This window comes from Phenylobacterium sp. (genome assembly GCF_965284355.1).
Taxonomy (GTDB): domain Bacteria; phylum Pseudomonadota; class Alphaproteobacteria; order Caulobacterales; family Caulobacteraceae; genus Phenylobacterium.
This window is the reverse complement of record NZ_OZ260078.1, coordinates 704,092-726,995: the sequence shown is the minus strand read 5'-3', so window position 1 is coordinate 726,995 and position 22,904 is coordinate 704,092. Positions and strand designations below refer to the sequence as shown.

The 22,904-nt window shown below is 68.0% G+C and carries 26 protein-coding genes and 3 tRNA genes; 22 read left to right on the top strand and 7 right to left on the bottom strand.

The features are described 5' to 3' along the window. Nucleotides 1-33 precede the first annotated feature (33 nt). Together ACQ66R_RS03675 and ACQ66R_RS03670 are read left to right on the top strand one after the other, a co-directional pair. On the top strand, nucleotides 34-387 hold the full coding sequence (locus ACQ66R_RS03675) for a DMT family protein (RefSeq protein ID WP_430419334.1): 354 nt from the start codon (nucleotides 34-36) through the stop codon (nucleotides 385-387). A gap of 25 nt (nucleotides 388-412) precedes the next feature. Further along, on the top strand, nucleotides 413-1,033 hold the full coding sequence (locus tag ACQ66R_RS03670; RefSeq protein WP_430419332.1) for a hypothetical protein: 621 nt from the start codon (nucleotides 413-415) through the stop codon (nucleotides 1,031-1,033). Between the two features lie 75 nt (nucleotides 1,034-1,108). Here the strand turns inward: ACQ66R_RS03670 and ACQ66R_RS03665 are convergent, their stop codons facing one another. Further along, nucleotides 1,109-1,570: a hypothetical protein gene (locus tag ACQ66R_RS03665; protein WP_430419330.1), complete on the bottom strand. Its 462-nt coding sequence runs from the start codon at nucleotides 1,568-1,570 to the stop codon at nucleotides 1,109-1,111. Between the two features lie 217 nt (nucleotides 1,571-1,787). Between ACQ66R_RS03665 and metG the strand changes: the two genes are divergently transcribed. Then, nucleotides 1,788-3,593, top strand: a complete 1,806-nt coding sequence (gene metG, locus ACQ66R_RS03660; protein WP_430419328.1) for a methionine--tRNA ligase — start codon at nucleotides 1,788-1,790, stop codon at nucleotides 3,591-3,593. Between the two features lie 60 nt (nucleotides 3,594-3,653). Here the strand turns inward: metG and ACQ66R_RS03655 are convergent, their stop codons facing one another. From ACQ66R_RS03655 to rlmB, 5 genes are all read right to left on the bottom strand, one after another. After that, nucleotides 3,654-4,367: a TerC family protein gene (locus tag ACQ66R_RS03655; protein ID WP_430419326.1), complete on the bottom strand. Its 714-nt coding sequence runs from the start codon at nucleotides 4,365-4,367 to the stop codon at nucleotides 3,654-3,656. Nucleotides 4,368-4,465: 98 nt separating this feature from the next. Next, nucleotides 4,466-5,137, bottom strand: coding sequence for a PEPxxWA-CTERM sorting domain-containing protein (locus ACQ66R_RS03650; RefSeq protein WP_430419324.1), 672 nt, complete (start codon nucleotides 5,135-5,137; stop codon nucleotides 4,466-4,468). A 137-nt stretch (nucleotides 5,138-5,274) separates the two neighbouring features. Beyond that, complete coding sequence (locus tag ACQ66R_RS03645; RefSeq protein WP_430419322.1) at nucleotides 5,275-6,153, bottom strand: helix-turn-helix domain-containing protein; 879 nt, start codon at nucleotides 6,151-6,153, stop codon at nucleotides 5,275-5,277. Between the two features lie 80 nt (nucleotides 6,154-6,233). Next, nucleotides 6,234-7,172 carry a PEPxxWA-CTERM sorting domain-containing protein gene (locus ACQ66R_RS03640; protein WP_430419320.1) on the bottom strand — a complete coding sequence of 313 codons (939 nt, stop codon included), beginning with the start codon at nucleotides 7,170-7,172 and terminating at the stop codon, nucleotides 6,234-6,236. 93 nt (nucleotides 7,173-7,265) lie between these two features. After that, entirely contained in the window at nucleotides 7,266-8,108 is an 843-nt protein-coding gene (gene rlmB / locus ACQ66R_RS03635; RefSeq protein WP_430419318.1) for a 23S rRNA (guanosine(2251)-2'-O)-methyltransferase RlmB, read from the bottom strand. A gap of 224 nt (nucleotides 8,109-8,332) precedes the next feature. Here rlmB and ACQ66R_RS03630 point away from each other — a divergent pair. The 4 genes from ACQ66R_RS03630 (at nucleotide 8,333) to ACQ66R_RS03615 (ending at nucleotide 10,959) form a co-directional block, all read left to right on the top strand. Beyond that, nucleotides 8,333-8,419, top strand: a tRNA-Tyr gene (locus ACQ66R_RS03630). Nucleotides 8,420-8,525: 106 nt separating this feature from the next. Continuing rightward, nucleotides 8,526-8,599 (top strand) — tRNA-Gly (locus tag ACQ66R_RS03625). 43 nt (nucleotides 8,600-8,642) lie between these two features. After that, nucleotides 8,643-9,833 (top strand): elongation factor Tu, encoded by a 1,191-nt coding sequence (tuf, locus tag ACQ66R_RS03620; protein ID WP_430419316.1) that lies wholly within the window; start codon nucleotides 8,643-8,645, stop codon nucleotides 9,831-9,833. 283 nt (nucleotides 9,834-10,116) lie between these two features. Further along, the gene (locus tag ACQ66R_RS03615; protein WP_430419314.1) at nucleotides 10,117-10,959 is read left to right on the top strand and encodes a GIN domain-containing protein; all 843 of its coding nucleotides are present in this window, start codon (nucleotides 10,117-10,119) and stop codon (nucleotides 10,957-10,959) included. On the opposite strand, the gene ACQ66R_RS03610 is transcribed toward ACQ66R_RS03615, so the two are convergent. After that, complete coding sequence (locus ACQ66R_RS03610) at nucleotides 10,956-11,249, bottom strand: hypothetical protein (protein WP_430419312.1); 294 nt, start codon at nucleotides 11,247-11,249, stop codon at nucleotides 10,956-10,958. The genes ACQ66R_RS03615 and ACQ66R_RS03610 overlap by 4 nt on opposite strands. A gap of 121 nt (nucleotides 11,250-11,370) precedes the next feature. On the opposite strand from ACQ66R_RS03610, the gene ACQ66R_RS03605 reads away from it, so the two are divergent. The 15 genes from ACQ66R_RS03605 to ACQ66R_RS03535 all read left to right on the top strand — a co-directional run bounded on the left by ACQ66R_RS03605 (nucleotide 11,371) and on the right by ACQ66R_RS03535 (nucleotide 22,623). Next, nucleotides 11,371-11,446 (top strand) — tRNA-Trp (locus ACQ66R_RS03605). A 76-nt stretch (nucleotides 11,447-11,522) separates the two neighbouring features. Then, on the top strand, nucleotides 11,523-11,825 hold the full coding sequence (gene secE, locus ACQ66R_RS03600) for a preprotein translocase subunit SecE (RefSeq protein ID WP_430419310.1): 303 nt from the start codon (nucleotides 11,523-11,525) through the stop codon (nucleotides 11,823-11,825). Between the two features lie 10 nt (nucleotides 11,826-11,835). Continuing rightward, nucleotides 11,836-12,405, top strand: a complete 570-nt coding sequence (nusG, locus tag ACQ66R_RS03595) for a transcription termination/antitermination protein NusG (protein ID WP_421935790.1) — start codon at nucleotides 11,836-11,838, stop codon at nucleotides 12,403-12,405. Nucleotides 12,406-12,417: 12 nt separating this feature from the next. Further along, entirely contained in the window at nucleotides 12,418-14,109 is a 1,692-nt protein-coding gene (locus tag ACQ66R_RS03590; protein ID WP_430419307.1) for a hypothetical protein, read from the top strand. A 152-nt stretch (nucleotides 14,110-14,261) separates the two neighbouring features. Beyond that, nucleotides 14,262-14,693, top strand: coding sequence for a 50S ribosomal protein L11 (gene rplK / locus ACQ66R_RS03585; protein WP_293363011.1), 432 nt, complete (start codon nucleotides 14,262-14,264; stop codon nucleotides 14,691-14,693). A gap of 4 nt (nucleotides 14,694-14,697) precedes the next feature. Continuing rightward, nucleotides 14,698-15,387 (top strand): 50S ribosomal protein L1, encoded by a 690-nt coding sequence (gene rplA, locus ACQ66R_RS03580; RefSeq protein WP_430419305.1) that lies wholly within the window; start codon nucleotides 14,698-14,700, stop codon nucleotides 15,385-15,387. A 72-nt stretch (nucleotides 15,388-15,459) separates the two neighbouring features. Beyond that, on the top strand, nucleotides 15,460-15,972 hold the full coding sequence (locus ACQ66R_RS03575; RefSeq protein WP_430419303.1) for a GNAT family N-acetyltransferase: 513 nt from the start codon (nucleotides 15,460-15,462) through the stop codon (nucleotides 15,970-15,972). After that, nucleotides 15,972-16,796 (top strand): enoyl-CoA hydratase-related protein, encoded by an 825-nt coding sequence (locus ACQ66R_RS03570; protein ID WP_430419301.1) that lies wholly within the window; start codon nucleotides 15,972-15,974, stop codon nucleotides 16,794-16,796. Before ACQ66R_RS03575 ends, ACQ66R_RS03570 begins: the two co-directional genes overlap by 1 nt. Nucleotides 16,797-16,859: 63 nt before the next feature. After that, entirely contained in the window at nucleotides 16,860-18,056 is a 1,197-nt protein-coding gene (locus tag ACQ66R_RS03565) for an acetyl-CoA C-acetyltransferase (RefSeq protein ID WP_430419300.1), read from the top strand. Nucleotide 18,057: 1 nt separating this feature from the next. After that, on the top strand, nucleotides 18,058-18,489 hold the full coding sequence (locus ACQ66R_RS03560) for a hypothetical protein (RefSeq protein ID WP_430419298.1): 432 nt from the start codon (nucleotides 18,058-18,060) through the stop codon (nucleotides 18,487-18,489). 290 nt (nucleotides 18,490-18,779) lie between these two features. Beyond that, nucleotides 18,780-19,295 carry a 50S ribosomal protein L10 gene (gene rplJ / locus ACQ66R_RS03555; protein ID WP_430419296.1) on the top strand — a complete coding sequence of 172 codons (516 nt, stop codon included), beginning with the start codon at nucleotides 18,780-18,782 and terminating at the stop codon, nucleotides 19,293-19,295. Nucleotides 19,296-19,337: 42 nt separating this feature from the next. Continuing rightward, nucleotides 19,338-19,724, top strand: a complete 387-nt coding sequence (gene rplL, locus ACQ66R_RS03550) for a 50S ribosomal protein L7/L12 (RefSeq protein WP_430419295.1) — start codon at nucleotides 19,338-19,340, stop codon at nucleotides 19,722-19,724. Nucleotides 19,725-19,959: 235 nt separating this feature from the next. Then, on the top strand, nucleotides 19,960-20,577 hold the full coding sequence (locus ACQ66R_RS03545) for a hypothetical protein (protein WP_430419293.1): 618 nt from the start codon (nucleotides 19,960-19,962) through the stop codon (nucleotides 20,575-20,577). A 66-nt stretch (nucleotides 20,578-20,643) separates the two neighbouring features. After that, on the top strand, nucleotides 20,644-21,717 hold the full coding sequence (locus ACQ66R_RS03540; protein ID WP_430419291.1) for a helix-turn-helix domain-containing protein: 1,074 nt from the start codon (nucleotides 20,644-20,646) through the stop codon (nucleotides 21,715-21,717). A gap of 90 nt (nucleotides 21,718-21,807) precedes the next feature. Further along, nucleotides 21,808-22,623: a sterol desaturase family protein gene (locus tag ACQ66R_RS03535; protein WP_430419290.1), complete on the top strand. Its 816-nt coding sequence runs from the start codon at nucleotides 21,808-21,810 to the stop codon at nucleotides 22,621-22,623. Nucleotides 22,624-22,904: the final 281 nt, after the last annotated feature.

The following is a 22,904-nucleotide window of genomic DNA, read 5'->3' as shown; positions in this document are numbered from 1 at the left end:
TCGCTTTGGACCCACGTTAAGGACGAATCGCCGATGAGCCTCTCCTCGACCGCGATCCTTCCGATCCTGATGCTGGTCGCCTCGAACGTGTTCATGACGTTCGCCTGGTACGGGCACTTGAAGGTCGAGAAGGGGCCGCTCTGGATCATCGTCCTGGCCAGTTGGGGTATCGCGTTCTTCGAATACTGGCTGGCCGTGCCCGCCAACCGGATCGGCCGGGCGGTCTATTCCCCCGCCGAGCTGAAGACGATGCAGGAAGTCATCACCCTGGGAGTCTTCGCGGTTTTCTCGGTGACTTACTTGGGGGAACGCTTGACGGCGAACCACCTGATCGGGTTCGGCTTCATCGCGCTCGGGGCTTTCTTCGTGTTCAAGGGACCGCTCTGACGGCGTCAGCAAGGGAGACGAAGAGATGTTCAAAACTGCGATGGCGGCCGCGGCCGTGGTGACGCTTTCGGCCGCTAGCCTTGCAGGGGGCGCGGCGTGGGCCCAGGCGCCGGCGGCGCCCAGCACGGTGCGGGGCACCGTGACGGCGATGGACGCCAACTCGCTGACCGTGAAGGGCCCGAAGGGCTCCACCAAGGTAACGCTCACCCCCAACTGGACCGTCGCGGTGATGAAGCCGGTCGAGCCGGACGCGATCAAGCCGGGCAGCTTCATCGGCACCGCCGAGATGCCGCAGAAGGATGGGACTGGCCGGTCGCTGGAAGTCCACGTCTTCCCGCCCGGCGTGAAGATGGGCGAGGGCCACTACGGCTGGGACAAGAAGCCGGGCTCGATGATGACCAACGGCACCGTCGGCACCGTGGTGGCCGGCAAGAAGGGCAGCCGCCAGCTCGAGGTGAACTACACCTATGGCAAGCGGACGATCACCGTGCCGAAGAACGTGCCGATCGTGCAGATCACCGGCGGCACGCGCGCTCAGGTGAAGCCGGGCATCCCGGTGTTCATGGTCGTGCAGAAGGGCGCCGGCGGCCAGCTAATGGCCGGCTCGGTGTCGATCGGCGAGAACGGCAAAGCGCCGCCGATGTGACGCGCGGGGCCGGCTGAGGGGCGAAAGGCCCCTCGGCCGCACTCGCGCACCGGCGGGACGCGCCTGCGCCGACCTTCAGCCGCCCACCATCGCCACGACCTCGTTGGTCTTTGAGATGAACCTCACCCCCTTGACCCGGCCGTCCTTGTAGCGGTCCCAGCCGCTCTTCACGTCGACGGGCGTGGGGCCGGCGGCGCCCGGCGTGGCGGGCTTGTCGCCGACGACGTCGACCTCATAGATGCCGTCGGGCGGGGTCGCGGCGTAGACGCGGGGCAGGAACCCGACCTTGGTCCAGCCGCCGCCGTCGGTGGTGACCTTGGCTTCCAGATCATAGCCGCCGCCCGCGACGGGTTTCACCGTCGCCGACGTGATCGCCTGGACGTTGTCCTGGCCCTGGTAGAACTGGACCTGGCGGGCCAGCGACTTCTTCGGCGCTTCGGCCTGGGCCTCGGGCGCCGGGGCGGCAGCCTTCTCGCTGCATCCGGCCAGAAGCAGGCAAGCGGTCACCGCCGCCAGCGACGTTGTACGTATCGGCATATCGAACCTCCCGTGTACGTATCGGCATATCGAACCTCCCGTTGGGCGGCTCTTTTCCAGCGCGACTCAGACGGTCGCGGCCGCCCCATGAAACCGAGGTTTGCGCCGGTTGCGGGCCTTGGCGAGCATTTCTTGCGCGGCGGACTTTGGCGAACGACCTGAGCAGCCTATAAGCCCCGCTCTTCCTGAAACGTCCTACTCCAGCCCTGACCGGTCCATGTCCCGTATCCTCATCACCTCGGCCCTGCCGTACGCCGCCGGCGCGAAGCACCTGGGGAACCTGGCGGGCTCGATGCTGCCGGCGGACGTCTACGCGCGCTTCCAGCGGGCCCGCGGCCGCGAGACGCTCTACATCTGCGCCACCGACGAGCATGGCACGCCGGCCGAACTGGCCGCGGTCGAGGCCGGCCTGCCGGTGGCCGAGTTCTGCGCGCTGGCGCACGACAAGCTTCACGCCATGGGCCGCGGCTTCGGCATGTCGTGGGACCACTTCGGCCGCTCGTCGTCGCCGCAGAACCGCAAGCTGACGCAGAGCTTCGCCCAGCAGTTGTGGGAGGCCGGCTTCATCGAGGAGCGGGTGACCCAGCAGGTCTATTCGCTGGCCGACAAGCGCTTCCTGCCCGACCGCTATGTGATCGGCACGTGCCCGCACTGCGGCTACGAAGCCGCGCGCGGCGACCAGTGCGAGAACTGCACGCGGGTGCTGGACCCGGCCGACCTGCTGCACCCGCGCTCGGCGCTGTCGGGCTCGACCGAGATCGAGATCCGCGACTCCAAGCACCTGTTCCTGCGCCAGAGCCTGTTCGCCGATCGCCTGCGCGAGGGGATCGAGGCCAAGCGCGGGACGTGGCCGAATCTGGTCACCTCGATCGCGCTGAAGTGGCTGGACGAGGGCCTGCAGGACCGCGGCATCACCCGTGACCTGCAATGGGGCGTGCCGGTGAACGCCGCCGACTGGGGACCGAACCCGGACGGCCAGAAGCCCGATGTGGCCGGGCTGGAAGGCAAGGTCTTCTACGTCTGGTTCGATGCGCCGATCGAGTACATCGGCGCCACCTGGGAATGGGCCGATGCGCAGGCCGCCGCCGAGGGCCGGGCGCCCAAGGACGAGGACTGGGAGCGCTGGTGGCGCCAGCCCGGCGCGGCCGACGTCACCTATGTGGAGTTCATGGGCAAGGACAACGTGCCCTTCCACACCGTGGGCTTCCCCTGCACGCTGATGGGGATCAACGAGCGCCGCGACGGCGCGGGCCGCTGGACGCCCAGCAGCAACACACCGTGGAAGCTGGTCGACGACCTCAAGGGCTTCAACTGGCTGGACTACTACGGCGGGCGGTTCTCGACGTCGCAGAAGCGCGGGGTCTTCATGGACCAGGCGCTGGAGCTGCTGCCGGCCGACTACTGGCGCTGGTGGCTGATCGCCAACGCGCCCGAGAGCTCGGACTCGACCTTCGCCTGGGAGCAGTTCCGCGACCAGGTGAACGCCGACCTGGCCGACGTGCTGGGCAACTTCGTCAACCGCATCTGCAAGTTCGCCGAGAGCCGGTTCGAGGGGAAGGTCCCCGTCGGCGGCGAGTGGGGCGACCTGGAGACCAAGCTGCAGGCGGATGTCTCGGCCAAGCTGGCTGAGCTGACGGCGCACATGGAAGCGCGTGAGTTCCGCAAGTCGGCGACGACGCTGCGCCAGATCTGGGTGCTGGGGAACCAGTACCTGACCGAGGCGGCGCCCTGGACGGCCTTCAAGACCGATCCTGTCCGGGCCGGCGTGTCGGTGCGCGTGGGCCTGAACCTGGTGGCGCTGTTCGCCCGCCTGTCGGCGCCGTTCATCCCGGCCACGGCCAAGGTGATCGCCGAGGCGCTGGGCGAGGCGGAGGTGGGCGGCTGGCCGACCGGCGAGGGCGACCTGCTGACCACGCTGGAGCCGGGCCGCGCGATCCGCGCGCCGGACGTGCTGTTCCGCAAGGTCGAGGACACCCAGGTCGCCGAGTGGCGCGAACGCTTCGGCGGGGCGGAGACGGCGTAAGCCTAACCCGGCTCAAGAACCGCGCGTCCAAATCCGGCGATGACGCGCTGGCGTCCGTCGTCAGTGCGCCGGGGCCGGCGTCTTCGGATGGATGTCCAGGAAATCGGGGACGGCGGCGTTGTATTGCGCCGTCCAGCCGAGATCGTCGATCACGTCGCGGCCGCCCTGCCACATCATGTGCAGCGCCACGTACAGGACGATCAGCAGGCCGATGTAACCGATCCAGCGGTACTTGTGCAGCAGACGGGCGATGCCGTGGGCCGCCACGCCCATCAGCGCGATCGACAGCAGAAGGCCGAACACCAGGATCGTCGGATGCTCGCGGGCCGCGCCGGCCACCGCCAGCACGTTGTCCAGCGACATCGAAACGTCGGCGATCAGGATCTGGATCAGCGCGTCCTTGAAGGACTTGGGCTTCACCTTGGGCTCGGTGGTGGGGTCTGAATCGAGCGCCGCTTCGGCGGCCTCCTCGCCGGCCGCAGCCTGGTCGCGCAACTCGCGCCACATCTTCCAGCAGACCCATAGCAGAAGCACGCCGCCGGCGAACAGCAGCCCGATGATGCCGAGCAACTGGGTGGTGACCAGGGCAAAGGCTATGCGGGTGACGACCGCGGCGACGAGGCCCCAGAAGATCGCCTTGCGCCGCAGGGCCGGGGGCAGGCCGCCGGCCGCCAGGCCCACGGCCACGGCATTGTCGCCGGCCAGGACCAGGTCGATCATCAGGACCTGAAAGAGCGCCGAAAGCGCCGCGGGCGTGAACAGCTCTGCAAACATCGCGCCCTCAATGCGTCAGGCGGCGGCCGGCTGCAACTGCCGAACCGCCGCCTCCGCCGCATCGCGTCCTGTTTCAGGGGGGCAGGCGCGCAAGCTGGTCAGACTGGGGCGCTGACCAGAGCTCGGCGGCGGAACATGACCCCAACCGCACCCAGGCCGAAGATCATGAGACCCCACGTCGCGGGTTCCGGAACGGCGCCGGTCTTCCCGAGCTCGATCTGGGCGAGGCCGATCCGGTGCAGGCCGTTGGTGTCATTCCCCAGCACGCCGAAGCTGGTGAAGTACTTGCCCTGCGGCGCGACGAACCCGTGGAAGCGGAACCCTTCCTGCGCCGGCCAGGACATCACGCCTGTACCGTAGAAGCCGTCGTTGAGCGTGAAGGTGATCGTGACCGCGTCGCTGCCCAGCAGATCGCCGATCCAGAATGTGATCATGTCGTAGCCGGGCGCGGTGATGTCCCCGGCGATGGTGTTGTTGTTGTTCGCAAAGCTGTTGCGGACGGCGAAGTAGGGGGCGCTGCCCTTCGCGATCAGCGAGTTTTCGGACGGTCCCGTGATGCTGATGTCACCGTCGACGAAGACATCGTCCAGAAACATGGTGTCGGCCCCAGGGTAGAGGGCGTCGAAGTCCGTCAGCTGTTGTATCGCGCCCAGCGCGTGGAACGCGGCGCTGTCCGTGTAGTGGACCGGATTGGCGGCGTCGGCGCGCGTTGCCGACGCCAAGGCCAGAATGCCCGCCATCCCGATGGCGAGGACGAATGGAAACCGCATATGTCGCATCCCGATGTCGTTGGCGGCGTCGCCGCGTTGGGCGGCTAGATGCGGGGTTCGTTCGCGCAACGGTAGGCGCGCCAACCTTCGATTTGTTGCGAGTTGTTGCGTTTCGCGCGTCGCGCGAATTCCGGACGCTAGAGGTGCGGACCACGCGAAAGGGAGGTGGCGAAGGGCATGTGCAGGATCGCCATGCCGCCCGCCGCCAGGGCGGTCGGGCCCACGTCAGGCATGAGCCGGGCCGCGACCTCGGGCGTGATCGAGCCGTCGGGGGCCAGAGGATCTGCCTGGGCGGCGGCCTCGAACGCGGCGTCATCGGCCGCCCGATCGCCGCTCAGGAAGCCGACACGCTCCATAAGACAGCCCATGGCCGCGGGGGAGCCGCCGCCGACGCGTTGCAAGCCCATGGACACCCCGTCCAGCACCTCGGCGCGATGACGCAGCACCGCGTTGAAGATCGAGAAGGTGAACATGCCCGTGCGCGGCTCGGACAGCACCGAGAACAGCTGGGTCTGGGTCATGAACGTCCAGCCCTCGAAGCGCATGTCCTCGACCGCGATGCGGGTCGTGAGGAAGCCGTTCTCGGCCCGCCGGATGAGGCAGGCGTCGTGAACGAACCGGCCGGGCTGGCCGATCGCGGGTCGGGTCGTACGCCAGTGGCCCTCGTAGGCGTCGCCGCGCAGGTCGGTAAGGGTCTTTGTCTCGCGAAGAACGGACTCGGCCAGCCAGCCGCCGAGCGGCCCCCAGGAGGTGTTCGAACCTTCCGGGGCGACGCCCAGTTTGGCCGAGAGCGCGTCGAGGTCACTTTCCCAGTCGAGCAGGCTAAAGCCCGGCCGGTGACTGGCGACCAGCGCGGTGAGATTGGCGAGGTTCTGCCCGGTGGGCGCCTGCCGGCCCGAAAGCCAGCGACTGATCACTGATTTGTCTACGGCCAGCTCCGAGGCCAATCGGCCGCGGCTGATCGACAGCGCCTTCAGCGCCAGCAACAGCCGCGACGGAAAATCATCCCCTGACAACGCACGTCTCCCCAACGACGGATGGGTCGCAGGTTCGCAGGCGATTGTCAGCGATCTCTTACGCGAGGGACGAGTCAGGCTCAGGCGACCGCGACTCGCCGGCGAGCGCGCAAGGCGGCGCCGGTCGTTCCGAAGCCCAGGATCATCAGCAGCCACGCCGAGGGCTCCGGAACCGCGCCCGTGTCGGAAACGAAGGCCAGCGGGCCGTTCACCCGCCGCCCGGTGTCTACGACAGCCAGCACATTGCCGTCCTTGTCGTACTTCACGAGCTCGTGGTCGAAGCTGGCGAAGACGCCGCCGTCCCCAAAGGCCAAGCCGTTGACCTTCGAGCCGGTGGAAACGCTGAGACCGCTGCCTGAGCCGGTGGCGAAGAGGACCGCCGGGTCGAACCCGGCCCAACCCTGGTTCGAGCCATTGGCGAAGGCCGCATAGAGCATACCGTCGCCGTAGGCCAAGGCGCCCAGCTTCGGCACGCCGAAGTCGAAGGCGTGCAGCAGGTCCCCGTTGAGGCCGTATTGCGCCAGGTGCGAGCCGTAAGCGACGAACAGGCTGTCGGCGCCGAACGCCAGGCCCGTCGCCATCTCCGGGATCTCGACGTCGAATGTGGCGTCAAAGCCGAGGTCGGAGCTCAAGGACCCGACACCGAACGAGGCGGTGATCTGCGACTCGTAGGCAATGAAGACAGAGCCCGCGCCGAAGGCGAGGGGGCCGAGGTCGAGCAGCGGACCGAACTTGATGTCGCCGATGAAGCCGCCGGCCGTGTCGTATCGGGTGATGTTGTTGCTGGGCGCGCCGGCCCCGGCCGCGTAGTAGCTGTCGGCTCCATAGGTCAGGCCGACGACCTTCTGGCTGGCGGCCGCGCCTCCGGTCTGGGCGAGCGTGTTTCCGTCCTGCGCGGTCACCCCGAACTGGCCGTTCTGCTGGGCGTAGCCGGCGAGCAGCGTGCCCGCATCGGCCGTCGACGCGCTGAGAACAAGAGCGCCGGCGGCGGCCCCGATGAAGTTGAACTTGTGAGTCATGGTTGCACCCCAATCGTTGGAGGCGCGGGTTATGGTCAGCTGCGGCCGGCGCAGGTAGGTGCGCCGACCTGCGAGGCGTTGCGAGTTGTTGCGTCAGCGAGGACGCGACGCCTCGTAAAGGGCGATGGCCGCGGCGGCGGAGACGTTCAGGCTCTCGAAGTCACCGGGCATGGGGATCTTCGCCAGGTCGTCGCAGTGCTCGGCCACCAGGCGGCGCAGGCCTTCGCCTTCGGACCCCATGACGAGGACGGTCGGCTCGCCGTTCAGCGCCTGTGCGAGGCCCAGGTCGGCCTCGCCGGCCAGGCCCACGGTGCGCCAGCCCAGCTTCGACAGGTCGTCCAACGCGCGAGACAGGTTCACCACCCGCGCCACCGGCACGCGCTCGACAGCGCCGGCGGCAGCCTTGGCCAGCGCGCCGGTCAGCTTGGGCGCGTGGCGGTCCTGCAGCACCATGCCCGCGACGCCGAACGCCGCGGCCGAGCGCAGGATCGCCCCCACGTTCTGCGGATCGGTCACCTGGTCCAGGACCAACACGACGGCGCCGGGACGCGCCTCGAAGGCCTCGAGGTCGACGTCCTCCAGCGGGGCAGGGCGGAGCGCGACGCCCTGGTGAACCGCGCCCTGGGGCAGCAGCAGGCCGATCTGGTGGGCGTCGGCGACCTCGAAATTCACCTTGCGCCCGAACTTCGCTTCGACCTGCCTGGCCTTGTCGGGCGTGACCACCAGGCGCTGGGGCTTCTCCCGCTTCGGATTCGCCAGGGCCGCCTCGACGGCGTGCCAGCCCCAGATCCAATCGTCGCCCGGCGGGCCCGCGCGGCGGTCCTGGCGGGGCCGTGAATAGGGCTTGTCCTGCGGATTTCCTTGAGGTTTCGCCCCGGACTTGGGTCGGAAGTTCGCACCCTTTCGGGCGTCGTTGCGTTCGCGAGGCGAGGCCACTATAAGACGCGCTCCGATTTGGGGCCCCCTCGGTGGGCAGCCGCTTTTAGGACGAGAGTTGCGGGCATTACGCCCCTCGCGTCCCAAGGCGGAAGCCTTTTCTCAGAAGGCCCCGCCGGAGCGTGACAACCGAAGCGGTGGAAGCCGGTCCGGCAGTCGTCATGATCCTAGGTCGGACCTTGCGTTTCTGCCGATGGCAGAGGCGTAGGGGCTCTGAGCGCGCTGGGGGAATGTCCCGAGTGGCAAAGGGGGGGGACTGTAAATCCCCTGCTGTAATGGCTTCGTAGGTTCGAGTCCTACTTCCCCCACCACGCGCTTGAAGTTCACTGAGGAGTTGCGGCGGCTCCCGCCCTCCGATCGCTTGCGATCGGAAGCTAAGCGAGGATCTGAACCGGACTATGTCCGCTTCGGGCTTTGGCGGGTATAGCACAATGGTAGTGCAGCAGCCTTCCAAGCTGAGGATGCGGGTTCGATTCCCGCTACCCGCTCCAGCTCCTTGAAGCGCAAGTTTTAGAGAACGCCGGCAGGACCCAGATGGCCAAAGAGAAGTTCGAACGTAACAAGCCGCACTGCAACATCGGCACGATTGGTCACGTTGACCATGGGAAGACGACGCTGACGGCGGCGATCACGATGACGCTGGCGAAGGCTGGTGGTGCGAAGGCGATGTCGTACGCGGACATCGACGCGGCGCCGGAAGAGAAGGCGCGCGGGATCACGATCAACACGGCGCACGTGGAATATGAGACGGCGAACCGTCACTACGCGCACGTCGACTGCCCCGGCCACGCCGACTACGTGAAGAACATGATCACGGGTGCGGCGCAGATGGACGGCGCGATCCTGGTGGTGTCGGCGGCGGATGGTCCGATGCCGCAGACGCGCGAGCACATCCTGCTGGCCCGTCAGGTGGGTGTGCCGGCGCTGGTCGTGTTCATGAACAAGGTGGACATGGTCGACGACGAGGAGCTGCTGGAGCTCGTCGAGATGGAAGTTCGCGAACTTCTGTCGAGCTACGAGTTCCCGGGCGACGACATCCCGATCACGAAGGGTTCGGCGCTGGCGGCGGTCGAGGGTCGTAACCCGGAGATCGGCGAGACGAAGATCCTGGAGCTGATGGCTTCGGTGGACGCCTACATTCCGCAGCCGGAGCGTCCGGTGGATCAGCCGTTCCTGATGCCGGTGGAAGACGTGTTCTCGATCTCGGGCCGCGGCACGGTGGTGACGGGTCGTATCGAGAAGGGCATCGTGAAGGTCGGCGAGGAAGTCGAGATCGTCGGCATCCGCGACGTCCAGAAGACGACCTGCACGGGCGTCGAGATGTTCCGCAAGCTGCTGGACCAGGGTCAGGCGGGCGACAACGTGGGCGTGCTGCTGCGCGGCACCAAGCGTGAAGACGTCGAGCGGGGCCAGGTGCTCTGCAAGCCGGGCTCGATCACGCCGCACACCGAGTTCACGGCGGAAGCCTACATCCTGACGAAGGAAGAGGGGGGCCGTCACACGCCGTTCTTCACCAACTATCGTCCGCAGTTCTACTTCCGGACCACGGACGTGACCGGGATCATCAAGCTGAAGGAAGGCGTGGAGATGATCATGCCCGGCGACAACGCCGAGCTGAACATCGAGCTGATCACGCCGATCGCCATGGACCAGGGTCTGCGCTTCGCCATTCGCGAAGGCGGCCGCACGGTGGGTTCGGGCGTCGTCACCAAGATCGTGAAGTAAGCCTCAGGGCTCACATCACCGACGGACAGAGGGCCGCTGGAGCAATCCGGCGGCCCTTTCTCATTCCCTCCCTTGATGGGGAGGGACCGGCCGCGTCAGCGGCAGGGTGAGGGAGTCTTGATCCTCACCTGCCTCTGAGTTCTGGCCCACACGGCCTCACCCTGGCGGCTTCGCCGCCTGTCCCTCTGGAGCGAGGGAAGGTGACGTCTCTGTCATGACCTCGAATTAAGCTGTGGCCCGCGTACGCCGCGACTAGCTTCCGGCCAGGTTGGGAGCTGAAGACATGCGACTTTCGATGGCGATCCTCGCGGCGGTCGCCGCATTCACCGCGGGCGGCGCGCAGGCGGCGTCGGTCGAGATCCGCGACGCCGTCGCCCGGGTCACCGTGGTTCCGCAGGACCGGGCCGACATCAAGGTCGATATCATCAAGGCCCACCCGGAACTGCCGCTGCAGATCACGACGAGCGGAGGCCAGACCACCATCGACGGCGACCTGCGCCGCCGCATCCACGACTGCAACGGGATGGGCGAAGGGCGCCGCGTCAAGGTCGGGGGCGTAGGCCGGGTGGCCTACGAGGATATGCCCCAGATCGTCATCTACACGCCGAGGGGCGTCGACGTGACGGCGGGCGGGGCGGTGCAGGGCGCCATCGGTCGCTCCGGAACGCTGAAGCTCAGCAATTCGGGATGTTCGGCGTGGACGGTGGCCGATGTCGCGGGCGCCGCCGAGGTCCACCAATCCGGCGCGGGCGAGGTCCGCATGGGCGCGGCCGAGCGGCTCGACGTGCGTCTGTCGGGTGCGGCCGGCATTCGGGCCACGCGCGTGGGGCAGGGCGGGCTCGAGGCCCATCTGTCCGGCGCCGGGAACGTTCGGGTGGGCGAAGTGACCGGCCCCGTGGAGGCGCGCGTGTCGGGCGTGGGTCAGATCGCCGTCGACGGCGGGCGCGCCCCGCGGGTGCGCGCATCGATCTCAGGCATCGGAAAGGTGAACTTCGACGGCTCGGCCGACGATCTCGACGCGTTGATCTCGGGCCTGGGCTCGATCCGGGTGCGCGAAGTCACCGGCTCGCTGACCAAGTCGGTGTCGGGCGGCGGCTCCGTGCGCGTGGGCAACCGGCCGTCCTAGGCGCCTGACCCCGGGCGAGTCTTCGCGCCGTCGATCTGGTCAGTCTCGGCCTGATTGGGCGCGGGCGCGTCCGTGCGGTGCTCGCCGCTGGCTGGATCGGTCGCGGTCTTGCCGGAGCGCGCCGAGCCCTGGGCGCCCTTGGGCTCCTGGGCCATGCGCTGGGGCGAGCCCGGCTTCTGGTCCTGGTCGCGGTTGTAGGCCTGGTCGTGATTTTGCGTCATGCCCGCCAAACGGCTCAGCCGCAGGTTCGATCCGGCAAGAGGCTTGAAAACCGGGGCGGGTTCAGTCATACGCCTGCGTCCTACCCGACATCGTTGGAGTCTCAGTTTTCTAGCCGCCGAAGCGCGGACGACGGGTGCTTAGCCCCGGGCCTGGGAAAACGGGACGAGACGGGTCGGATAGGGGTGCTGAAGGAGTGTAGCTCAGCTGGTAGAGCGTCGGTCTCCAAAACCGAAAGTCGTGGGTTCGAGTCCCTCCACTCCTGCCACCACCTATATAGTCTGAAGTGTTGAACCGGAGCGCGGGCGGGTCCCAGCCGCTCCACTTGAGAGTCTGAGAGCCGAATGGCCAGGAAACCCTCCCCGCAAGCGATGCGCGAGCGCGCCGCCAAGACTGCGGCCGTCATGGCTTCGCCGTCGGGCGCGGCTGCCGCTGCGGCCCCCAAGAAGAAGACCTCGCTGGCGCAGTTCGCCCGCGAGGTTCGCGCCGAAGCGCGCAAGATCACCTGGACCAGCCGCAAGGAGACCTGGATCACCTCGGTCATGGTGGCGATCATGGTCACGCTGGCGGCGATCTTCTTCTGGATCGTCAACTCGATCCTGAATTTCGGGATCACCCAGCTCCTGAAGCTCGCGACCGGCGGATAAGAAGAACAACATGTCTGAAGCAGCCGTCTCCGCCCCGAAGGGCAACCCGCGCCACAAGTGGTACATCGTCCACGCCTACTCGAACTTCGAGAAGAAGGTGGCCGAGAGCATCCGCGAGCAGGCCAAGCAGCAGGGCCTCGAGGACTTCTTCTCCGAGATCCTCGTGCCGACCGAGGACGTGGTCGAGATCCGTCGCGGCCGCAAGGTGAACTCCGAGCGCAAGTTCTTCCCGGGCTACGTGCTGGTGAAGATGGAGCTGTCGGACGAGGCCTACCACCTCATCAAGAACACCCCGAAGGTCACCGGCTTCCTGGGTTCGGGCTCCAAGCCGATCCCGGTCTCGGAAAAGGAAGTCCAGCGCATCGTGGGCGCCATCGAAGAGGGCGTGGAGCGGCCGAAGCCGACCATCTCCTTCGAGATCGGCGAGCAGGTTCGCGTCACCGACGGTCCGTTCGCCAGCTTCAACGGCTCGGTGGAACAGGTCGACGAAGAGCGCGCCCGCCTGCGGGTCACGGTGTCCATCTTCGGCCGCGCCACGCCGGTCGAGCTGGAATACGGTCAGGTCGAGAAGGTCGGCTAAGGCAGCGGGTCGATGCCCACGGCGGTCGAGTCCGGCGTTTCGGCGCTTCTCGCCACAGGCCGTCATGAGGACGCCGTCGCCGCGGCTGAGGCTGCGCTCGCCGACTCGCCCTCGTCCGCGCCGCTTCTGAACCTGCTGGCGGTGGCCCGCCTGATGGCCGGCGACGCGGTGGGCGCCGTCGACGCGGCCCGCCGAGGCTTGGCCATCGACCCGACCGCGCGCGACCTCGCGCAGAATCTGGCCGCGGCGCAGGAAACACTGCGCGTCCGCTGTCGGGCGATGTTGGCCTCGCTGGGCGACCTCGCCAACGAGGCTGAGCGGCTAGAGGCCGCCTATCACGCCGTCGCCGCCGCCCACGATGCGGGCGTGCTTGAGCCCGACGCCGAGGGCGCGGCGCTGGGTGTCTTCCTGCGCCTGGCGGCTCACCACGAGGCCGACCGGCGCTGGCCCTTCGCCGAGGTCGGCCGACGGCTGGCCGAGCGCGGCGAGCATCCCAGCCTGATCTATCAGCTGCCTCGGGTGAAGACCGAAGAGGACCGCCGCGAGCTGGTCGCCCAGCATCGCACTTGGGGCCGTGCCGCCGAGCGGCGCGCCGCCGCCGACCCGATCCGCCCGGCGCCTCGAGGACCGCGTTCGAAGGCGAGGGTGGCGATCGTATCGTCGGACCTGCGCAACCATGGTGTCGGCGCGCTGACCGACCCGCTGGCGGACTACGCAGCTGAGGCCGGCGTCGAGGTGTTCTGCTACTCGGCCCACCCTGGCGCGCCCGACCGTGCGCAGCAGCACTATGCGGCCCGGGTGGCGAAGTTCTTTCATGCGCCGGGCGCAGGCGCGCGCGAACTGGCCCAGGCGATCGCTGCCGATGCGCCGGACGTGCTGGTGGAGATCGGCGGCTCCACCAACTCCAATCGCCTGGAGGCCATGGCGCACCGGCTGGCGCCGCGGCAGATCAGCTGGCTGGGCTATCCGCAATCCACCGGCCTCTCGACGATCGACGAGATCCTGCTGGATCCGCATCTGATGCCCAGCGCCCCGGACCTGCTGCAGGAGCGCCCGCGGCTGCTGCCTGCCACATGGCTTTCGCTGTCGCCGGCCTATTTCCACGACGGCCAGCCGTTCAACGGCGCCCTGCCTGAGGCGCGCTCGGGCAAGATCACGTTCGGGTCGGCGGGCAGCCCGTACAAGTACACACCTGAGACTCTGGACGCCTGGGCGCGGGTGCTGGCCGCTGTTCCGGGATCGCGACTGGTGATCGTGCGACCGGAGACCGGATCGGCCGTGTTCCGCGCGAATGTCCTAGCTCACTTCGCCCGTCTCGGCGTTGCGTCCGACAGGCTGGCGGTGGCGCCGATCCGTGCCGGCCACATGCGCGTCTACGGCGACATCGACATCGCCCTGGACACCTTCCCGCTGACGGGCGGCATGACCACCTGCGAGGCGCTCTGGAGCGGCGTGCCTGTCGTTTCGCTGGCCGGTCAAAGCGTTTTCGAGCGCTTGAGCCACTCGCTGCTCACCAATGCGGGTCTGAGTGACTTCAGCACGGCCACAACGGACGGCTTTGTCGCGCGCGCGGTGGCGTTGGCCGCCGACCGCGAGGCCCGCCTGGCCTGGCGCGCCAAGTGCCGTGAGCGCCTTCGCGCATCACCCCTCGGCGATGCGCGCGCCTTTGCGCTGGACTTTTGGCGCACCGTGACGATGGCATGAGACTGGGCGCCGCGGTTGCCCCTGGAGGGCATAGCTGCTAAACGCGCCCGCTTCGCGGTTCGCCGCGATTTCAAATCCGTGGGAGAGGGCGGCCACCGCAACCTCGCACCACGGCTCATAACCGGCCGGGTTTCCGGCCATGAGGAGCAAAGATGGCCAAGAAGATCTTGGGCTATATCAAGCTGCAGGTGCCCGCGGGCTCCGCCACCCCGTCGCCGCCGATCGGTCCGGCGCTGGGTCAGCGCGGCGTCAACATCATGGGCTTCTGCAAGGAGTTCAACGCCCGCACCGAGAAGGAAGCCAAGGGCACGCCCCTGCCGACCGTGATCACGGTCTACCAGGACAAGTCCTTCACCTTCATCACGAAGACCCCGCCCGCGTCGTACTTCATCAAGCAGGCGCTCAACATCAAGTCGGGCTCGAAGCTGCCGGGCCGCGACAGCGCCGGCAAGATCACGCGCGCCCAGCTGGTCGAGATCGCCGAAAAGAAGATGAAGGACCTCAACGCGAACGACGTCGAGGCCGCCGCCAAGATCATCGAGGGCTCGGCCCGTTCGATGGGTCTTCAGATCGTGGAGGCCTGAGACGATGGCTAAGCAACCCAAGCGCACCAAGTCCTGGACCGGCGACACCACCGTCGCTCATCCGCTGGAAGCCGCCGTGAAGCTGGTGAAGGCCAACGCCAACGCCAAGTTCGACGAAAGCATCGAGATCGCCGTCAACCTGGGCGTCGACCCGCGTCACGCCGACCAGCAGGTCCGCGGCGTCGTGGCTCTGCCGTCGGGCACCGGCCGTGACGTCCGCGTCGCGGTCATCGCGAAGGACGCCAAGGCCGCCGAAGCGACCGCCGCCGGCGCGGAAATCGTCGGGGCCGAAGACCTGGTCGAGAAGATCCAGGGCGGCTTCATGGACTTCGATCGCGTGATCGCCACCCCCGACATGATGGCCCTCGTCGGCCGTCTGGGTAAGGTTCTGGGCCCGCGCGGCCTGATGCCGAACCCGCGCGTCGGCACCGTGACGCCGAACGTCGGCCAGGCCGTGAAGGACGCCAAGGGCGGCTCGATCGAGTTCCGCACCGAGAAGACCGGCATCATCCACGCCGGCATCGGCAAGGCCTCGTTCACCGAGGAAGCCCTCGCGATCAACGTGAAGGCGCTGGTGGACGCGCTCAACAAGGCCAAGCCGTCGGGCGCCAAGGGCACCTACATCAAGAAGATCAGCCTCTCGTCGACGATGGGCCCGGGCTTCAAGGTGGAAACCGGTTCGGTCGGCGCCTAAGCGTCTCACCGACGCGTGCTAGAGATCGAGGGAGCGGCGGACACGCCGCTCCCTTTTTCGTTGGGGCGGGTCATGCCGAACGTGGAACTCCAGCTGGCCGGACCGGAACGGCGCGGTGCGCTGGACGCGCTCTTCCAGTTCTACACCCACGACTTCAGCGACTTCTGGGCCGGGACCGACCGGGGCGAGCTGCAGGAAGACGGGCGCTTTGCAGACTACCCGTACCTCGACAGCTACTGGTCCGAGCTCAAGCGGTGGCCCTACCTTGTGCGGGTGGACGGCCATCTAGCCGGGTTCGTGCTGATCAACGACGTCGCCCACTCGGGCCGACCGGTGGACTTCAGCGTCGCCGAGTTCTTCGTGGTGCGGAAACATCGTCGCGGCGGGGTGGGGAAGGCGGCGGCGCGCGCGGCTATCGCCGGCCGGCCCGGGCAGTGGGAGTTGGCCGTGGCTCGCCGGAATGTCGGAGCCCAGGCGTTCTGGCGCGGCGTAGCGGATGAGTTGGGTGTCCCGGGCACGGTCGAGGCGCGCGAACAGGACGACGACCTCTGGAACGGCCTGATCCTGCGGTTCATGGTGGCGTGATGGAACTCAAAGCCACCCGCTACGAGGTCACCGACGGCATCGCCCTGGTGACACTGGCCCGCCCCAAGCGCCGCAACGCGTGGACCGGGCGGATGCATACCGAGTACCGCTGGATCCTGCGCGAGGCCGACAACGATCCGGCTGTGCGCGTGATCGTGGTGACGGGCGACCCCGAGGGGAACGCCTTCTGCGCCGGGGCCGACCTGCAGGCGCTGGAGGGGCATTCCGAGCGCGGCCAGTACGACGCCGGGACGCCCGACGACATCGCCGAGCCCGGTTATGGCGTGGACCCTGCCTTCGACGCGACGTTCGCCTACCACTTCGGCGTCGGGAAGCCGGTGATCGCGGCGATCAACGGGGCGGCGGCGGGCGTGGGCCTGGTGCTGGCGGCCTATGCCGACCTGCGGTTCTGCGTGCCGGGGGCCAAGTTCACGGCCGCACACGGGCGGTTCAACTTCCCGGCGGAGTACGGCCTGTCGTGGCTGCTGCCCCGGATCGTGGGCCTGACCCACGCCAACGACATCCTGCTGTCCAGCCGCGTGTTCACGGCGGAGGAGGCCGACCGCATGGGCTTCCTCAACCGGATCGTGCCGGCCGAGGCGCTAATGGACGAGGTTGTGGCCTATGCCCGCAACCTGGCCCGCACCGTCGCGCCGGGCTCGGCCCGAGAGACCAAGCGCCAGATCTACCGTGACCTGCACCGCGACGCCGCGACGTCTGTGAAAGAGGCCGAGGCCCTGCTGGTCGAGATGTCGAAGACGCCCGACTACCGGGAGGGCGTGAAGGCCTGGATGGAGAAGCGGACGCCGGCGTGGAACGGCTAAGCGCTTGACGCCCGGCGCGCCCGGCTTCAGGGGACGACAAACGTTCGTTCGGAGGAAGCCCACGTGAGACGCGCCGCCATCGTCAGCCCCATCCGCACCGCTGTGGGCAAGTTCCAGGGGAGCCTGGCGTCCATGACCGCCGGCGAGCTGGGCGCCGTGATCCTTCGGGCGCTGATCGAGCGCACGAAGCTGGACCCGGCCAAGGTGGACGACGTCATCTTCGCCCAGGGCTACGGCAACGGCGAGGCGCCCTGCATCGCCCGCTGGTCGCTGCTGGCGGCGGACTTCCCCATCGAGGTGCCCGGCTATCAGCTGGACCGCCGCTGCGGCTCGGGCCTGCAGGCGGTGATTGACGCGGCGATGATGGTGCAGACTGGCGTGGCCGACGTGGTGATCGCCGGCGGCGTCGAGAGCATGAGCAACACCGAGTACTACTCGCTGGACATGCGCAATGGGGCGCGGGCGGGCTCGGTGACCATGCACGACCGCCTGGCCCGCGGCCGGGTGATGAGTCAGCCGATCAGCCGGTTCGGCGTCATCTCGGGCATGATCGAGACGGCCGACAACCTGGCGCGCGACTATCAGATCAGCCGCGAGCAGGCCGACGAGTACGCGGTGATGAGCCACCAGCGCGCCACCAAGGCCTGGGCCGAAGGGAAGTTCGACGACGAGCTGGTGCCGGTCTCGGTGCCGCAGAAGAAGGGCGACCCGGTCGTCTTCGCCAAGGACGAGGGCGTCCGCGCCGACGCCAGCATGGAGACGCTGGGCAAGCTGCGCGCCATCGAGAAGGACGGCGTGGTGACGGCCGGCAACGCCAGCCAGCAGAACGACGCCGCCGCGGCCTGCCTGGTGGTGGCCGAGGACAAGCTGGCCGAGCTGAACCTCGATCCCATGGGCTACTTCGTGAGCTGGGCCGCTGCCGGCTGCGATCCGTCGCGCATGGGCATCGGCCCGGTGCCGGCGGTGAAGCGGCTGTTCGAGCGGACCGGCATGGGCTGGGACGACATCGATCTGGTCGAGCTGAACGAGGCCTTCGCGCCGCAGGTGCTGGCCGTGCTGAAGGGCTGGGGCTGGGACGAGCGCGACCGCCTGAACGTCAACGGCTCGGGCATCAGCCTGGGCCACCCGATCGGCGCCACCGGCGGCCGGATCCTGGCCAATCTGCTGCGTGAACTGAAGCGCCGCGACGGCAAGTACGGCCTGGAGACCATGTGCATCGGCGGCGGCCAGGGCATCGCGGCGATCTTCGAGGCGGCGTGACGTGACCCCGGTCGAGGTCGAGGCGCTGGTCCAACGGCTGGCGCCCGACCTGGACGCCTTCGCCGCGCCGTGGAGCCTGATCGGCAGCGGCGCCCTCATCCTGTTGGGCGTGCCGATCGAGGACGCGGCTGACCTCGACGTCGTGACCGGAGTCGACGGAGCGCAGCGCCTGCGGGCGGTCTGGAGCGGGTGGCTGGAGCCGGGTAAGGCGAAGGCGCCCGACGGTCCGTTTCGATCCGCGGACTTCGCCCGCTACGTCACGCCCTGGGGGCCGGTCGAGGTGATGGGCGGTCTGAAGGTGCGCGGACGGCTTCTGGACGTGCCCGCGGGCATCCCGTCCGCCGCCGACCAGCTTCGCATCCTGAAGCTCTTCGGCCGGCCGAAGGACCTGGACAAGGCCGCCCGGCTGGAGGCCTGGCTGACGGCGGGTTGAGTTCCAGCGAACCTTCCTATATACGCCCGCGCTTCGCCGCTCCCTCGGGGGAGGCGAGGACGGAAGGGTTTCGACCTTTCCATCCTGTCCAAGAACTGTGCAGCCGCCGGGGTCGCCGGGGGCCGTAACGCGAAGAGGGGCCCCTCTTCCGGCGCAGGGAGACGGGAAGATGACGGCACGTCGCCTCTCCGCAACGCGGATCGGGCGCGAGGCTGCGGCTTTCCTCATCGGACAGGTGCTTACCCGCGTGCGCATTCGCGCGTGCGCGGAACCTGAGTATGGAGACCGCAATGGACCGCGCTCAAAAGCAGGAATCGATCGAGACGCTCAAGGGCGTCTTCGCCGACTCCGGCGCCGTGGTCGTGACCCACTACATGGGTCTGACCGTTGCGGAAATGACCGATCTGCGGGGCCGTCTTCGCAAGGAAGGCGCCCAGCTGCAGGTGGTGAAGAACACCCTGGCCCAGAAGGCGCTCGGTGGCTCGATCGGCGAAGCGGGCGACGCCCTCTTCAAGGGTCCCGTCGCCATCGCCTTCGCCGCCGACCCGGTGTCTGCCGCCAAGGTCGCGACCCAGTACGCCAAGGACAATGACAAGTTCACGGTCATTGGCGGCTTCATGGGTCAACAGGTGCTGGACAAGGCCTCGGTGACCGCTCTGGCCACCCTGCCGTCGCTGGATCAGCTCCGCGCCAAGATCGTCGGCCTTCTGCAAGCCCCTGCGACCAAGATCGCGGGCGTCCTGCAGGCTCCCGCCGGTCAGCTGGCTCGCGTCGTCGGCGCCTACGCCGCCAAAGACGCCGCCTGATCGTCACTTCCCGACAAACCTCTCTCTTAAGGACCACATCACATGGCCAATCTCGAAAAGCTGGTCGACGACCTGTCGGCTCTGACCGTCCTGGAAGCCGCTGAGCTCTCCAAGCTGCTGGAAGAAAAGTGGGGCGTGAGCGCCGCTGCTCCGGTCGCCGTGGCTGCCGCTCCGGCCGCCGGCGGCGCCGCTCCGGCCGAAGCCGCCGAAGAGCAAACCGAGTTCACCGTTGTTCTGACCGCCGGTGGCGACAAGAAGATCAACGTGATCAAGGAAGTCCGCGGCGTCCGTCCGGACCTCGGCCTGAAGGAAGCCAAGGACCTCGTCGAAGGCGCTCCGCAGAACGTGAAGGAAAACGTTTCCAAGCAGGAAGCGGAAGAGATCAAGAAGAAGCTGGAAGAAGCCGGCGCGACCGTCCAGATCAAGTAGGCCGAAGCGCGACAAGGTTGCGCGTCTACCTCTTGCTCACGCCTTTCCGCGGAAAGGCGGGACGCGCTGGATCAGCGCTTCTGAAGATCGAGGGCCGGGAGAGATCCCGGCCCTTTTCTTTGGCGCCGTCGCTACGCGACGCGGATGAAAGGGGGCGCCCCCGATCGGGGGAGGGCAGGGCGGGCCTGGCGCGGCATGCTGGGATCGATAGGGCGCGATCCATGGGGGCATGATCTTGGCCAGAACTCTTCCGACGCTCGCAGGGTTGGCGGGGCTCGCGTGCCTGGCGGCGCTGCCGGCGCCAGCCGGGGCGCAGACCGCGGGCGACATCAACCGCCTGAACGCGGCGATCCAGATCTGCAACTCGCCGATGGGCGCCGGCATGGCCGAGTGCGCCAAGCTGCGCGGGCAACTGGGCATGGGTCGAGCGCAGGGGCTCGGCGGCGTTGGGGGCGGCGGGGGTGGCGGCGGGACATCAGGCGCCCTTCTCGGAGCGCTGGGTGCGGCGATGAACGCCCGCCAAGCGCCGGCGCCCGCGGCCCCGAGCGCGCCGGCCGCCAATCCGCAGCTGATCGCCGAGTGCGTGCGGGCTGCGGCCGGGAACACGGCGGCGATTCAGGCTTGCCTGAACACGGCGAGCGCGCCGCGCGTGGCGGCTGCGGCGCCCCTGCCTTCCGTTCCGCGCCTGGGCCAGCCTTTGATGGCGCAGCCGCTCCTGCCTCAGCCGGGCATGGGACAGAACGCAGCGGTCGGCATCCACCAGGCCGGCCAGAGCTATCAGGCCTGCGCGGCGGCCAACCCGAGCAACTGGCAGAGCTGCCTGCCGCTACTGAACGGCGGCCAGGCCCGGTAGTCGCGGTCCTGGTAGATGACCGGAGCTTCACTGGGCGAGGGCGCTCGGCTTGATAAACTCGCGGTCGTGTCCGACTCCCTCACTCTGATCGACATGTTTGTCCGCGGCATCGCGAGCGGCGCGATGCTGGTCACCGGGTTGGCGCTGGCGGCCGGGCCCCTGAGCCGTCAGGTCCGACTGAGCGGCGGCCTGCTGGCGCTGTCCATCGCCTGCTGGCTGATGACGGAATCGAGCACGCTCTGGGCCGCCCTCGACCGCTTCTATCCGCTGGTGCTGCCGGCCTACGCCGTTGGCGCCTGCTTCTGGCTGTTCGTGCTTACGGTCTTCGATGACCGTCCGATCGCGCCGCTGAGTTGGGCTCCTATCGCGCTGCTGGTCGTCAGCGGGATCGCATGTGAGCTGATGCCGCCTGATGAGCGCCAGCCGATCTGGATGGCCCGCAACGCTTTCAGTGGGCTGCTCCTGCTTCACGCGACCTATGTGGTGCTCCGCAGCTGGCCGGGCGACCTGCTCGAGCAGCGGCGGCGACTGCGCGCCCCGATCCTGGGTTTCGCGGCCTTCTACGGCATCACCAATGTCGCCATCGGCCTGATCAATCGCGTCGAGCCGCACGAGAGCTGGCTGCTCTGGACGGCAGGATGGCCCTACGGCGGGGCGATCTTCGCGGTCATCGTGGTCGCCGGGGCTGTCGTCTTCCTGCAGGCGCGCCCGACGCTGTTCGGCGGGGTGCGTCGCGAGGCGGTCAGCGCCGACGCGCGGGCCGAGGCTGCCGACCGGGTGCTGGCGGGCAGGCTGAACGACCTCATGACCGGCGGCGCGTGGCGGCGTGAAGGGCTGACCATCGGCGCCCTGGCGCGCGAGTTGGGGGAGCCTGAGTACCGTCTGCGTCGGCTGATCAATCAGCGCATGGGGCACCGCAATTTCGCCGACTTCGTGAACGGCTTCCGGATCGAGGCGGCGATGGCGCGGCTCGGGGACCCGAGCGAAGCGCGGACGACGGTGGCGACGATCGCGTTCGACCTGGGCTACGGCTCGCTGGGCCCGTTCAACCGCGCCTTCCGCGCGGCCACCGGCGCGACGCCCACCGAGTGGCGCAGGCAGGCGCTGCAGGCCTCGCCGGAACTGCAAGAAGCCGTTTGATTTCGGAATCGGCGAGGCTCTGTCGGCCTCGGCGAGACGTAAACGGGCGGGCAGGCTGTGACTGGGTGGTCGCCAACGCGAGGATCGCCCATGGAAACCCTGCTTTCGGACGCAACCCATATCTGGCTGCGTGAACTTGAGCCCACGCTGACGCGCTACATGCTCTTTACGCTCGCCGTCTGGCTGGCCCTCTGGATCCTGCTTCGCCCATTCCTGAAGGCGCGCAAGATCCGCCAGGAGACGCCGCCGGCGCGGCAGATGCTGGTGGAACTGGGCTTCTCGTTGCGCTCGATGGTCATCTTCGCCACCGCCGGCGTGGCGGTGACGTTCATGTACCGAGCCGGCCTGTACCCGCTCACAGGCCTGGCCGACGGCTGGGGCCCCGTCTGGTTCGGCGTCTCTATCGTAGCCGGCGTCGTTGGGCTGGATGCGTGGTTCTACTGGACCCATCGACTGATGCACGATCCGCGGCTGTTCCGCCGCTTCCACCGCCGACATCACCGAAGCAACAACCCGTCGCCGTTCACGGCCTACAGCTTCGATATCGGCGAGGCGCTTCTGCTGTTCGGCTTCGTGGTGGTGTGGCCGATGATCTTCCCGATGCCGAGCTACAGCATGCAGTGGGTCATGCTGTACCAGATCGCCACCAACACGCTGCTGCACTCGGGCTATGAGCTGATGCCCGCGCGTCGCGACGGCCGGCCGATGCTGGATTTCATCGTGACCACCACCCACCACGATCTGCACCACGCCCAAGCGGGCTGGAACTACGGCGCCTGGTTCACCTGGTGGGACCGCTGGATGGGAACAGAGCATCCTGAATACCTGAACCGGTACGCCGCCGCCGCATGGCGTCCATTCGCCGCAAAAAATAAGGTGAAGCTGGTACTCGACAGGTCGCGTTGAATCCGGGAACTATCCGTTCGTTGACTTGGTTGACGACTTGCGAGACCGGAAGTCAGCGCACTCCTCGGGTTCTAGCCGAGGATGAACGTTGGGCGGCGCGGAGACTGCACCCCTCCGCGCCGCCTTTCGTCAGGCGGCGTGCCGTCTGACGTTCATTTTCTTGGCCCCGGGCTCTTTACGAGCGAACCGAAAGGGCCTATTTCCCGCCGTTCGCGAAAACACCTCCCGATTCACATCCATTCGATGCGGCCTTCGCGCGTGCAGGCCCCGAGGCATGGTCC

Coding starts and splice junctions, on each gene's coding strand:
- rplA (WP_430419305.1), top strand. CDS start 14,698: ATGGCTAAGCAACCCAAGCGCACCAAGTCCTGGACCGGCGACACCACC.
- nusG (WP_421935790.1), top strand. CDS start 11,836: ATGTCTGAAGCAGCCGTCTCCGCCCCGAAGGGCAACCCGCGCCACAAG.
- metG (WP_430419328.1), top strand. CDS start 1,788: ATGTCCCGTATCCTCATCACCTCGGCCCTGCCGTACGCCGCCGGCGCG.
- rplL (WP_430419295.1), top strand. CDS start 19,338: ATGGCCAATCTCGAAAAGCTGGTCGACGACCTGTCGGCTCTGACCGTC.
- ACQ66R_RS03675 (WP_430419334.1), top strand. CDS start 34: ATGAGCCTCTCCTCGACCGCGATCCTTCCGATCCTGATGCTGGTCGCC.
- ACQ66R_RS03655 (WP_430419326.1), bottom strand. CDS start 4,367: ATGTTTGCAGAGCTGTTCACGCCCGCGGCGCTTTCGGCGCTCTTTCAG.
- ACQ66R_RS03570 (WP_430419301.1), top strand. CDS start 15,972: ATGGAACTCAAAGCCACCCGCTACGAGGTCACCGACGGCATCGCCCTG.
- ACQ66R_RS03535 (WP_430419290.1), top strand. CDS start 21,808: ATGGAAACCCTGCTTTCGGACGCAACCCATATCTGGCTGCGTGAACTT.
- ACQ66R_RS03650 (WP_430419324.1), bottom strand. CDS start 5,137: ATGCGGTTTCCATTCGTCCTCGCCATCGGGATGGCGGGCATTCTGGCC.
- ACQ66R_RS03670 (WP_430419332.1), top strand. CDS start 413: ATGTTCAAAACTGCGATGGCGGCCGCGGCCGTGGTGACGCTTTCGGCC.
- ACQ66R_RS03575 (WP_430419303.1), top strand. CDS start 15,460: ATGCCGAACGTGGAACTCCAGCTGGCCGGACCGGAACGGCGCGGTGCG.
- tuf (WP_430419316.1), top strand. CDS start 8,643: ATGGCCAAAGAGAAGTTCGAACGTAACAAGCCGCACTGCAACATCGGC.
- secE (WP_430419310.1), top strand. CDS start 11,523: ATGGCCAGGAAACCCTCCCCGCAAGCGATGCGCGAGCGCGCCGCCAAG.
- ACQ66R_RS03590 (WP_430419307.1), top strand. CDS start 12,418: ATGCCCACGGCGGTCGAGTCCGGCGTTTCGGCGCTTCTCGCCACAGGC.
- ACQ66R_RS03610 (WP_430419312.1), bottom strand. CDS start 11,249: ATGACTGAACCCGCCCCGGTTTTCAAGCCTCTTGCCGGATCGAACCTG.
- rplJ (WP_430419296.1), top strand. CDS start 18,780: ATGGACCGCGCTCAAAAGCAGGAATCGATCGAGACGCTCAAGGGCGTC.
- ACQ66R_RS03640 (WP_430419320.1), bottom strand. CDS start 7,172: ATGACTCACAAGTTCAACTTCATCGGGGCCGCCGCCGGCGCTCTTGTT.
- ACQ66R_RS03615 (WP_430419314.1), top strand. CDS start 10,117: ATGCGACTTTCGATGGCGATCCTCGCGGCGGTCGCCGCATTCACCGCG.
- ACQ66R_RS03665 (WP_430419330.1), bottom strand. CDS start 1,570: ATGCCGATACGTACAACGTCGCTGGCGGCGGTGACCGCTTGCCTGCTT.
- rplK (WP_293363011.1), top strand. CDS start 14,262: ATGGCCAAGAAGATCTTGGGCTATATCAAGCTGCAGGTGCCCGCGGGC.